Raw genomic sequence first — 11229 nt, 5'->3', positions numbered from 1 at the left:
TAAAAAGCAGTCTTGAATCACGCTTCTGCTGATTTGGGAATCCACTTTGTCAACAGGACCTAGACCAGGAATGGGTTCCCTCGGTTCGTTCATATTGTTTGGCGAGCCGCAACGCCTCGTGTGCGAGCAGGTCGAGGCTGAAGACAAATCTGCCGTCCCAGGCGGCGATCGCTTCGACGGCCCGCCAGAACGTAGTTTCCATCAGGTGCCGGTTGGCTTCGGTATCGTTCTTTTCCATATCATTGTCTCGTTGAGTTTGTTTTCCTAAGAGGGGACGTCGAGCGTCATCTCATCAGAGATGGCAAAACGGCATGCGAATGGCCCCTGTCGAGCCAATGGTGGCGAAAGCGGGCGCTGCGATCTTTGGAGTTGGGGCTAGAACAGGATTGTGCCGTCCGGTAGCATACCGGTTTGATCCGGCTCACCTTTTTGAAACCAGAGTGGATCTGCCGTCGCGATCTCGGGATATTGTTTGACGCTGTCCGATGTTACGCGATCAACGATCCGCTGTGCGGCATCACGGACGATGAAGACGCCCGTCATATGCCAATCGACTTCATCCTCCTCAATATCTTCAAAGTTTCCATAGTATTGTGATTCAATATTGACGTACCAGTTTGCCATGACCTGGCGGATATCTTCGGCCGAAACGCTGGAATCCACTTCATTGTAGCCGAGAGGCCCGGCTCCACCGTTCATCGGATAGAATTCAATTTTGAATTTCTTCGTCATGTGCAGGCTCTTCTCCGTTGAGAGTTTCTGATTGTGCATTGGCTTTCTCCGCATTGGTGTGGACTTTGACGGCAGGCGGACCAGCCTGCGCCTTGAGCGACAAAGATTCCGGGTGGGGCGGTGGAGGAGCGGCCGCCCAGCCGGCGGCCGCACGCAGCGTTACCTGCCGTGGGGATTGTTTTCCGGGTTATCGACGCGGAACCGCTGGGGCGGCGGGGGCGGCTCGCCATTTGCCGCATTGACAACACACGAGCGGACCCAGATGGCACGTCCGGATGCGAGAACGCGGCGGTGCGATCGGCGGTGATGTGCAGCCTTCGGGCCAAATGCCTGAGCACGCTCGTTGTCGGCTGCCTGGGGCATCCGGTGGATTTCCGCAGGAAGCCTGACGACACGACGAGGCGGTCGCACAGGCCGGCGGCGGCGCGCGCGAGCGCGGTTGAGCCGTTCATTGGGCTCTTCGCTCTCAATGATGACCGCCGGCTGACACAACGTGCGAAGGAACCCGAGGATTACGTGATGGTGATCGATGAACTCTACGTTGTCGTAGACAGCGCCGTGGCTGAACGGAACGCGATAGTGGAGAACGGGCGTTCCATCGTTATTCGTGTATCGTCGATCGAGCACCAGGGACGCACCGCAATACAGCAGGACGTCGCAGCGATAGACAAACGGGATCGCGAAGTAGCCGTGGCCGGTGCGTTCAATGTACCACAGATAGTTGTCGAGCTCGTCAGAGTCAGCGCGGGGTACGTCGATCGACAGGGCGACTTTCGCATGCGGCATCGGGCAGTCCGCAGCATCCTTAAGTTCATCCTCGGTCAGTAGAGGGTAATGGGTCTTTTCGAAGATATCGACCCGGATGCCAGGGTTTTCGAGCTTGAACTCGAAGACCTCGGAATCTACCAGCTTAGCCACGGCGGACGGCGTCATGTGCCGCACTGCCGCAACATCCAGCGGATAGGGAAGAGGAAGATGGGTGACCTCAAGGAGGTCTCTCTTGAAGAGTTTCACGATCTTGTTGAGCATGAGAATGCCTTTCCGCACACGCTGTGTGCCGGTTCGATTTCAAATTAAAGCTGGAGGCGATGCCCGGTGCCGCGTAGGCAGCCGGAAAGGTGTCTTAAGGTGGCCGAGGTGCCGAAAGCGGCAGGAGTTTGCGTTGATCTGCCAGACGGGCGGTTTCGAACTGTTTCATTGAAATGCCCTCAACGCTTCCGGCCGAGTTTCGCGCACTTTTCCTGACGTACGGCGCGTTCGGTCGCCGAGACCTTTTCGACGAGAGCTTTCGTCAGCTTGTCGGTCACCGACCTGGTGGTGGACAGGACGCTGTCATCGCCGGCATTGGCGCTGATGCGTGCCGCACCGAGCAGCTGGATTGCGTCCTTACCGTCGCCGAGAAGTGTCGCCACAAGGGCTCCGACGGTGATCCCGCGGGGAAAGGGGATGATGAACGTTGCATCCGGACGATCTTTGGCGTCGGAGGAGGCAATGAAGAGCTTGTAGCCCAGAGGCCCGATGCCACATGCAAGACCATCGAGAGAGGCGGCCATGCCACGCTCGAGGATGCGGGCCGCGCTGCTGATGTGAACATCGAAAACACTGTCGAAGTCGATTGCGAACGGTGAGGGTTTTGCCATTGGTAACTCCAATTTTAGCGTTTCAGAAAGTGGGGAAGAGGGAGGCGGCTATTCCGCGGCGTTCAGAGGCAGATTCTTGTCGCGGGCTGCGGTGACGATATCCATGAAGGCCTCGATGGCGTCGAAACCCGCGCTGAAGGCCTCGCGCATCGCCACGCGGCGGGGCGTCGCAAAGATCTGCTCGACGTACTGGAGGGCCTGCGCGAGATGGTGCGCACCATGGTCGATGGCGTCGAGCACATCGCTCGACGTGCAATCCGCAGGAAAGTTGCTGGCGATCCCGATCTCGAAATCCGCGTTTTCCTTTACGACGGTGAGCACGCCGCGCTCGACGGCAAGTTCAAGGCCGGAAAGGGGAGCGAGAGGATGCAACTTCGCGACGGAAGTGCGGAGAGCGTTGATTGCCATCAGAGACATGTTTGGGCCTTTCTGCACAGATGTGCGGTTTTGCGAGAGGGACAGGCTTTTTGTGCCTGAGGTAGTGAGGTCATGCCGGAGTTGGCCGGCCGAGGAATGTCGCCGGCACTTCATGCAGAAGTGACGGCGGCGTTGGTGGAACCGGGCGGGGAAAGGTCGCGAGCGATTGCCAGGATCTGTGCGACTTCATCCTCATGGTGACGCCATGCGCGGATGAGCGGGGTGAGTTCCTCGCCGTGGTTATCGAAGCTGTCGCAACGCACTACGCCATCGTCGGCGGTATACGTTCCCGGTACGAGACCGGCGCCGTAAACGAGCTCGGAAACCATCTGCACCAGCTCGCGAGCAAGCGGCTGAGTAGCCGGAGCGCGGCTCTCTGCGGCTTCGACCATCTGCTTGGGCTTGCGGCCACGACGAGCCGCCTCCGGGTTGCCCGGCCAGTATTTCTTCAGCGTCTTGTATGCGAAGCCCGTTTCCTTGTGCAGGCGGGCCAGGTTCGGCATCACACCCTCGGTGTCGACGATCGTGCGCACGGCGCGTTCAACCGCCTTGGCGATTTCGTCGCTGGGCAGGCGGCGCTTGCCGGTCGAGAGCGGCGCCTCCGTCTTGAGATCGGAGAGGGTCGTGTTGGGAGTGATGGCCAGGATCGAAGACATGTCGAACTCCTTTTCTTCGTTGACTTCCGTGTACTGCTGCTGGTGCTCCCGCGGAGTGCGGGGGCCGCCCTGGAGATCTGTGGCAGTTCTGATGCAAGCCGCGCGCAGATGGCTTCGGGAGACGCGAAGATCCGACATCGCTTGCTCGAATGTGACTCCGGAGCGAGCGAACTTTTTCATTACGAGCGTCGGGATGCGCGGCTTACGCGAAGCCTTTGATTGTTCTACTTCTTCTCGATAAAGATGGGCGTGCTCCCAGCGATCGACCGTTCGCTGATGCTTGTCGTCTCTCTCGGTCGGGCGCCGATTTCCAGTGGTGCCGTGTTCGACCGGAACTTCCTTGTTCGTTTTGTTCGCCATCATTCCTCGCTTTCTGAGCGCGGAACGTACGGAGTGTTTTAGCTGTCGGCTTCTGGAAAAATGCGACATGCGGTCAATGCGCACGAAATCCAGCACCAGCGATAGCCATGCGACAAGCATGCGACAAAGAATTGGATCGACCGGGACGTTAAAGGTCTCGCAACGATGCTTGTTCAGCGGATTTTAGGAAGCCGTGTGCCCTATCGAGAAGGTTGCGATAGAGGGCAGTGGAAATGACCAGAAAGAGCTTCGATTTCGATGCAGCATGCCGGGGGTTGGATAGAGCAGAGGCGAAGTTCCGTTCTCCTCCGATAGACCCGCGTCGCAAGGTGACATTGTTTGATCGGTGGGCACTGAAGGATGAGGATGCCGTATTTCTGTCGGCCGAGGAGGAGGATGCGTTAGAAGAAGGTCAGGAGTTGTTCAGGGCGCACCTGCTTCAAGAGGTGATGACGGGTAAAGAGACGAGGGAGGAAGCCGAGAATAGGTGGAAGAAGGCCACAGATTCAGCTCTTGTAGTTCTCCCTTATTACCTTGATATCCGGAGTGATAAGCTGTTGTTCTGGAACGCGGCTATGGCGGTCTCCTGGATCGAATGGCGTGATCCGGCACTTGTACTCCGACATGCCCCCCAATCGAACTCTATTGCAGCGATCTGGGTCGAGAACTTAGTATTCCATGCACCAATGATGACGCCTCGCAATCCATTCTCGCCGCAGAAATCCTTCCCTCCTGCAGGATTTTCGTTGGCTCAGTTCGGAAGGCCAGGGCACGATGGAAGTAACAGTGAGAGCTTTATCGGATACGACGGTGCTCGGTACGCGTGGAAACTGTGGAATCTTAAGGAAAAACTGCAAAAGCATCTGATTTCTGGTGAGATCAGGGCAACAGGGAAGAAAATAGATCAAAACGGCGAAGTTATCAGCGTTTCTCAGGGCAATGAGGAAGTCGAATGCTGCTACTGGACGAATGCTTCTTTCCAAATAATCCAGGGCGAATTTGTATTGTATTCTAATGGTCGTCCTGCATTCAGGGACGTTCAATTTATTGGATCTGAAATTCTCTCAAAATTCCCTGCAAAAAAAATCGTCGAGATGCGTCTTAAATGGAAAGATATTAATGAACTAAAGAAAAATGAAGTAAATTACCGGCACATAGCTGCCATAAGTGCGGCAATTGAGCTTTATGGGCAACGTCTTCCATATGTTGCTAAATATAAATCTAGTATGTACTTAAAAATAAAAGAACAGATAGAAATCTACGATCCTGAATTTTTTACAGGGCGGAAGCCTAAGGTTGCGGATAGATCTGTTGAGAGGTTTATACAGAGGCTGATGAGCGAGGAAAAATACATAGAGCCAGACACAAGGCTTGGTGTTGGTGAAATTGATCTAAACGCCGATCTGTTTAGATGGTAGCCGTCCACGCGCTCTCTGAGTGTATGGGATTTTCAATGTTGTCTGGTCAAGCTGCTCCTCGATGAGAACCCTCTTTGTTAGGTTGGAGAGAATATGTTGCGTCCGCAGTGTTCTTCCATAGTGTCCCAATCCTTTGCCCATTGCTATTACAGATCATTGCCGAGTAACCGGGGCGACCTTGAGTCCGTAGAGGGATGTCAATGCCGTAGCTCGAGGAGCGCCATCATCGATGTCCGGTAAATGGGCATCGATCGCGTGGTGCAAGATTTCAATAGTGCTCGACTGTATTGATATTATGCTATCGGCTTCTACTGGGATGGAGACAGGCTGCCTTATCGGGTAGCCGAGAGGCGCGTGGTCCACGATAGTATGGAGATCGCGACCGTTTCGTGTTTCCCGCATGGCGGTGTAGCCGCTCTGTGCGAAGGTCCGCACGCCGGTGGGGGAAGCAGAGCTGTCCGCCAGCGCCCGCAGCAGGGCATCGCGCAGCTCGATTTTCAGCGGCGTGGGCCTGCGGCCGGCGCGCCGAGATTGCCGACAATGGCAGCCGAGACGGAGGCGACATAGGCCGGTTCATGCCGCGACAGGGTGATGCGCGCGCCTCATCGTCATCACAGATGCTGGGTGTTCTGCCCTCGACATCGGAAAGCCGGGCGGTGAAGGTGGAAAAGAGCGCGTGCCCCTCCTCGATCCCTTTCGCGAGCGGCTGGCCCGCGGCGCGTGCGGCGAAACAGCAGAGAAGCAGGAATTGGGCGGAGAAAGCGCCAGGGGGCGGGGGCTACTCGGCCCTGCGCGGTCGGCGAGAAACTGCTTGTCCGCTTCCTCAGTCAGGATTTCCGGCCCTTGGCCTGAAGCTTGCCCGAAAGCGGCGCCCCGCATGGCAAGCGAGATCAGGAATTCCTTGGCTACCTCGGCGATGAGATGGGGGTTTGCCGAGGAGAAACGTGAAGGATAGTGCGCCATCCAGATCAGATGATGCAGGATCGTTCGTATCTTTTCGACCGTGGCGTCGGACAGACGGCTGCCGCACAGGCTCGCGACAATGAGGAGGCTGATGGCGCGCAGGCCAAGCTCGATGCCGCTGTTCCAGCAAATCCCGCGGAAGGGTGGATTGGCCTCGTACCAACTGCCTATTGCCGCCTCGATCTCTTCGATCGCATCCGGATTTCCCGTCAGCGCCGCATCCGCAGCAAGCGGCTGGAGGAACTGTAGCATCCAGTCGACGAACTCTCCCTCGCGTATTTGAGCGGGATCATGGTCCGATCGGCACCATGTTGCAGATTCATCTCTGCAATCATTAGTCGTGCGCTCCCAAACGCTTAGACATGCCGATTTGGATGGTTGCTCACGGTATCGCGCATCAATCCAATGGTGAATATCATGGTGGGAATTTTACGGAGATATTAGTAAGAACGAAAAAACCCCGCATTTGCGGGGTTTTCGACTGGTCGGAGTGGAGTGATTCGAACACTCGACCCCCACGTCCCGAACGTGGTGCGCTACCAGACTGCGCTACACTCCGTGACCAGCGGCGCTTCCTATAGAACAGGCTTTCCGTTTCGACAAGCGCAAAACGTCAAATAATTTGCGGTTTCGGGTAAAAGGCGGCGGCGTGGAACCGGCGGGCCTCTCGTCCGTTTCCACGGCCATGGAACAGATCCTCGCCGACTTCTATCCGCGCACCGAAATCCCCTGGCCGGTCATCCTCGTCAGGATGGCGGGCGCGATCCTGCTCGGCGCCACCATCGGCCTGGAGCGGGAATACCGCGACCATCCGGCGGGCCTGCGCACCCATATCCTGGTGTCGCTCTCGGCCTGCGTCTTCGCCGTGCTCGCGCTCGAGAGCGTGCACATGGCCGGGTTCTCCGACGAGCAGGTGCGCATCGATCCCCTGCGCGTCATCGAGGCCGTCACCTCGGGCGTCGCCTTCCTCGCCGCCGGCATGATCGTCTTCTCGCGCGGCCGGGTGAAGGGGCTGACGACGGGGGCCGGCATGTGGCTCGCCGGCGCGGTCGGCGTCTCCGTCGGGCTCGGCTACTGGTTCCTCGCCGTCTTCGCCGCGCTCGGCTGCTTCTTCGTGCTGTTCGTGCTGGCCAAGCTGGAGATCCGCTGCGCCCCTGAGGCCGATTCGGGCGGCGCGGAGGGGGAGGGCGGCGAAAAAACATGAAGTTTTCAGACAAGTTTTGCCCGCAACCGAGAAAATCGGTTGCTTTGCGAATAAATCGCGCCCTATACCGTCCTTGAAAGCAGGCCGCATTCGGGAAGGATGCGGCCTGCGCTTCCTGTTGTCATGGTGTTGACACGGAGAAGCGCGGGAATGGGGCATCGGCGCCCCGGGCGGTGGCCGGCTGGACGGCGCGCCGCGGGGCGCTCTTTTTTGCAGAGATTTCGCCATGAATTCTTCGGTCAGGGCCGGGGTGGACGAGTTGAGGACCGCGCTGCGCAGCAGCGCCGGAGGCTTCCTCGCCATCGGCCTGTTCAGCTTCTTCGTCAATCTCCTGGTCCTCACCGGGCCGCTCTTCATGCTGCAGATCTACGACCGGGTGCTCTCCTCCCGCTCGGAGGCGACGCTGGTGGCGCTGACGGGGCTGATCACCGGCCTCTTCCTCATCATGGGCGTGCTCGATCATGTCCGCTCGCGCATCTCGGCGCGCATCGGCGCCCGCTTCCAGGCCCGCTTCGACAAGCGCGTCTTCAACGCCGTGCTCGACCGCGTCACGCTCAACGCCCAGGGCATCTCCACCACGACGGGCATGCGCGACCTCGATTCGATCCAGAAGGTGCTGGCCTCGCCCGCCGTCTTCACGGTCTTCGACATCCCCTGGACGCCCTTCTTCCTCTTCGTCATCTATTCGTTCCATCCGCTGCTCGGCATCCTCGGCATCGTCGGCGGCATCATCCTCGTGGCGCTCACCTGGCTCAACCAGAACGGCACCAAGGAGGACCAGGAGCGGGCGATGATCGCCGGGCGCCACAGCGACGAGATGACCCAGACGCTGCAGAAGGAGAGCGACACGGTGCGCGCGCTCGGCATGCGCCGCGCCGTCGCCGGCCGCTGGCAGCGCCTGCGCGACAAGGCGCTGGAGGCCAACGTCCACTATTCCGACAGCAACGGCTTCTACGCGATCTCGTCGAAGACCTTCCGCGTCTTCCTGCAGTCGGCCATCCTGGCGCTCGGCGCCTGGCTGGTGCTGCAGAACGAGATCACCGCCGGCGCGATGATCGCCGCCTCCATCATCCTCGGCCGGGCGCTCGCGCCGATCGAGGGCGCCATCGGCCAGTGGGGACTGATCCAGCGCGCCATGCAGGGCTGGCGCCAGCTCGCCGAGCTGCTCGCCCGCGTGCCGGAGGACGAGGCCCGCACGGCGCTGCCGAAGCCGCGCGCCATCCTGGAAGTCGAGCAGGTGACGGTGGTGCCGCCCGGCGAGAAGGTGGCGACGCTGCGCATGCTGAGCTTCGAGCTCGGCCCGGGCCAGGCGCTCGGCGTCATCGGCCAGAGCGCGTCCGGCAAGTCGACGCTCGCGCGCGTGCTCACCGGCATCTGGCCGCCCGCCGGCGGCAAGGTCCGCCTCGACGGCGCCTCGCTGGAGCAGTACGGCACCGACGGTCTGGCCGACCATATCGGCTACCTGCCGCAGGACGTGGTGCTGTTCGAGGGCACGATCGCCGAGAACATCGCCCGCATGGCGCTCGATCCCGATCCGGTCAAGGTGGTGGAGGCGGCCAGGAAGGCCGGTGCCCACGACATGATCCTGCGCCTGCCCGACGGCTACGACACGAAGCTGCCGGCGATGGGCGGCAGGCTCTCCGGCGGCCAGAAGCAGCGCGTCGGCCTCGCCCGCGCGCTCTACGGCGATCCGGTCGTGCTCGTCCTCGACGAGCCGAACTCCAACCTCGACGCGGAGGGCTCGCTGGCGCTCAACCTCGCTATCCGCAACCTCAAGGCGGAGAGCAAGTCGGTCGTCATCATGGCGCACCGGCCGGCGGCGATCGAGGAATGCGAGCTCATCCTCATCCTGGAGAACGGCCAGCGGCTCGCCTTCGGCCCGCGCGACGACGTGCTGCGGGCGCATCTGCGCAACCACGCGCAGGTCGTGCCGGCGAGCGGCGGCAAGGGGTGAGACGGCGATGGCACGGGAAACGGACAAGACGATGAACAAGAAGTGGTCAGGCCGCGGCTATGCGCTCGCCGGCTATGCGACGGTCTTCCTGCTGCTCGGCGGCATGGGCGCCTGGGCGGCGCTGACGCGCATCAACGGCGCGGTGGTGGCCGGCGGCATCATCGAGGTGGCGAGCAACCGCCAGGTCGTGCAGCACCTGACGGGCGGCGTGGTGGGCAAGATCCTCGTCAAGGAGGGCGACGCGGTGAAGGCCGGCGACGTGCTGATGCGCCTCGACGACACCTTCGACCGCTCCGAGCTCTCCGTCATCGAGAGCCAGCTCTTCAGCCTGCTCGGCACGGCCGCGCGGCTGAAGGCCGAGCAGGACGAGGCGGACGGGATCGCCTTCGACCCCGAGCTGGTGAAGCTCGCGAAGACCCGCGCCGACATCGCCGAGATCGTCGCCGGCCAGACGCGGCTGAAGGCCGCCCGCGCGGAGACGCGCGACAAGCAGATCGCCCAGCTCGCCGAGAAGAAGGCGCAGATCGGCAAGCAGAACGAGGGCCTCGAAAGCCGCATCGCCGCGCTGGAGACGCAGCTCGGGCTGATCGGCGAGGAGCTCGCCGCGCAGAACAAGCTGCTCGCCCAGTCGCTGACGAACGCCAGCCGCGTGCTGGCGCTGCAGCGCGAGGAGGCGGAGATCCGCGGCACGATCAGCCAGGCCCGCGCCAGCATCGCCGAGAACGCCGGCCGCATCGCCGAGATCGAGATCGCCATCCTCAACATCCATTCGGCCGTGCGCGAGGAGGCGACGACGGCGCTGCGCGACATCGAGGCGAAGATCGCCGAGCTGCGCGAGAACCGCAACGCCAAGCTGGAGACGCTGAGCCGCATGGACATCACCGCGCCGGTCTCCGGCGTCGTGCTCGGCATGCAGGTGCATGCGCTGCGCTCGGTCATCCGCCCGGCCGATCCGCTGCTCTACATCATCCCGCAGGAGAACGACCTCGTCATCGCCACGCAGATCTCGCCGACGCAGATCGACCAGGTGCATGTGGGGCAGGTGGCGCATATCCGCTTCGCCGCCTTCGACCACCGCTCGACGCCGGAGATCTTCGGCCACGTCACGACGGTTGCCGCCGACGTGCTCGCCGACCAGCGCACGGGCGCGACCTACTACCGGGCGGAAATCCGGCCGGATGCGGGCGAGATGCTGAAGCTCGGCGAGCGCCACGTCATCCCCGGCATGCCGGTCGAGACCTTCATCCAGACGACGGAGCGCTCGCCACTCGAATACCTGGTGAAGCCGCTCGCCGACTATTTCGCCAAGGCCTTCCGGGAGCGGTAGGCACGTGGCTTACCCTCTCCTCGATGGGGAGGGTCGGGCCGCAGGCCCGGGGTGGGGATGCGGCATGCGGAACGTCGCGGGATCACCTCCAACCCGCCGCTTGGCGGCGACCGCCCCGTCGACGGGGAGGCGGGGTGCGCGGCTCCACGCATATTTCCCTTTGCTGATGGAACAATCGCCAAGCTCGTGCATTTCCCGCCCGAGACAACAGGAAAGGGAAAACTATGGCTCGGGCTTTGATCCTCTGGCTGATGGGCGTGCCGCTCTTCGTCGTCCTCCTGCTCTGGTATTTCTTCTTCTGAGCGGGGATACGGCAGGCAAAGGAAAGGGGCCTTCGCGGGCCCCTTTTTCGTGCGTCGCGATACACCCCTCTGCTGCGACTTCGCCACTTCCCCTTCTCCCCGGCGGGGAGAAGGTGGCCCGAAGGGCCGGATGAGGGGGTGGAACGCACCGCAATTCGCCTGCGGCGTCCCCCTCATCCCGCTGCCGCGACCTTTGTAACTTCCCTTTCACCGCGAAAGGGTCTGTATTTCCCTTTGCGGTGGCGGATGGAAACCC

11 protein-coding genes and 1 tRNA gene are annotated in these 11229 nt (G+C 61.1%); 4 read left to right on the top strand and 8 right to left on the bottom strand.

The window, feature by feature from the left end; translation table 11 throughout:
* Positions 1-49 precede the first annotated feature (49 nt).
* From NNZ72_RS25085 to NNZ72_RS25060, 6 genes are all read right to left on the bottom strand, one after another.
* Positions 50-238: a hypothetical protein gene (locus NNZ72_RS25085; protein ID WP_257318412.1), complete on the bottom strand. Its 189-nt coding sequence runs from the start codon at positions 236-238 to the stop codon at positions 50-52.
* A 137-nt stretch (positions 239-375) separates the two neighbouring features.
* Positions 376-732, bottom strand: coding sequence for a hypothetical protein (locus tag NNZ72_RS25080; protein ID WP_257318411.1), 357 nt, complete (start codon positions 730-732; stop codon positions 376-378).
* Positions 733-891: 159 nt separating this feature from the next.
* Positions 892-1761, bottom strand: coding sequence for a hypothetical protein (locus NNZ72_RS25075; RefSeq protein ID WP_257318410.1), 870 nt, complete (start codon positions 1759-1761; stop codon positions 892-894).
* Between the two features lie 179 nt (positions 1762-1940).
* The gene (locus tag NNZ72_RS25070) at positions 1941-2372 is read right to left on the bottom strand and encodes a hypothetical protein (protein ID WP_257318409.1); all 432 of its coding nucleotides are present in this window, start codon (positions 2370-2372) and stop codon (positions 1941-1943) included.
* Positions 2373-2420: 48 nt separating this feature from the next.
* Positions 2421-2789, bottom strand: coding sequence for a hypothetical protein (locus NNZ72_RS25065; protein ID WP_257318408.1), 369 nt, complete (start codon positions 2787-2789; stop codon positions 2421-2423).
* Positions 2790-2899: 110 nt separating this feature from the next.
* Complete coding sequence (locus NNZ72_RS25060; protein WP_257318407.1) at positions 2900-3808, bottom strand: hypothetical protein; 909 nt, start codon at positions 3806-3808, stop codon at positions 2900-2902.
* Positions 3809-4038: 230 nt separating this feature from the next.
* On the opposite strand from NNZ72_RS25060, the gene NNZ72_RS25055 reads away from it, so the two are divergent.
* Complete coding sequence (locus tag NNZ72_RS25055; protein ID WP_257318406.1) at positions 4039-5223, top strand: hypothetical protein; 1185 nt, start codon at positions 4039-4041, stop codon at positions 5221-5223.
* 573 nt (positions 5224-5796) lie between these two features.
* Here NNZ72_RS25055 and NNZ72_RS25050 read toward each other — a convergent pair.
* Both NNZ72_RS25050 and NNZ72_RS25045 read right to left on the bottom strand, forming a co-directional pair.
* Positions 5797-6438 (bottom strand): hypothetical protein, encoded by a 642-nt coding sequence (locus NNZ72_RS25050; RefSeq protein WP_257318405.1) that lies wholly within the window; start codon positions 6436-6438, stop codon positions 5797-5799.
* A gap of 230 nt (positions 6439-6668) precedes the next feature.
* A tRNA-Pro gene (locus NNZ72_RS25045) sits at positions 6669-6745 on the bottom strand.
* Positions 6746-6871: 126 nt separating this feature from the next.
* Here NNZ72_RS25045 and NNZ72_RS25040 point away from each other — a divergent pair.
* The 3 genes from NNZ72_RS25040 (at position 6872) to NNZ72_RS25030 (ending at position 10671) form a co-directional block, all read left to right on the top strand.
* On the top strand, positions 6872-7390 hold the full coding sequence (locus NNZ72_RS25040; RefSeq protein WP_257318413.1) for an MgtC/SapB family protein: 519 nt from the start codon (positions 6872-6874) through the stop codon (positions 7388-7390).
* Between the two features lie 226 nt (positions 7391-7616).
* Positions 7617-9344: a type I secretion system permease/ATPase gene (locus NNZ72_RS25035; protein WP_257318404.1), complete on the top strand. Its 1728-nt coding sequence runs from the start codon at positions 7617-7619 to the stop codon at positions 9342-9344.
* 7 nt (positions 9345-9351) lie between these two features.
* The gene (locus NNZ72_RS25030; RefSeq protein WP_257318403.1) at positions 9352-10671 is read left to right on the top strand and encodes an HlyD family type I secretion periplasmic adaptor subunit; all 1320 of its coding nucleotides are present in this window, start codon (positions 9352-9354) and stop codon (positions 10669-10671) included.
* Positions 10672-11229 lie beyond the last annotated feature (558 nt).

The sequence above is a fragment of the Shinella pollutisoli genome (assembly GCF_024609765.1).
GTDB lineage: Bacteria > Pseudomonadota > Alphaproteobacteria > Rhizobiales > Rhizobiaceae > Shinella > Shinella pollutisoli.
Note: the sequence above shows the minus strand (reverse complement) of the source record. Positions and strands in the feature narration are given on the sequence as shown.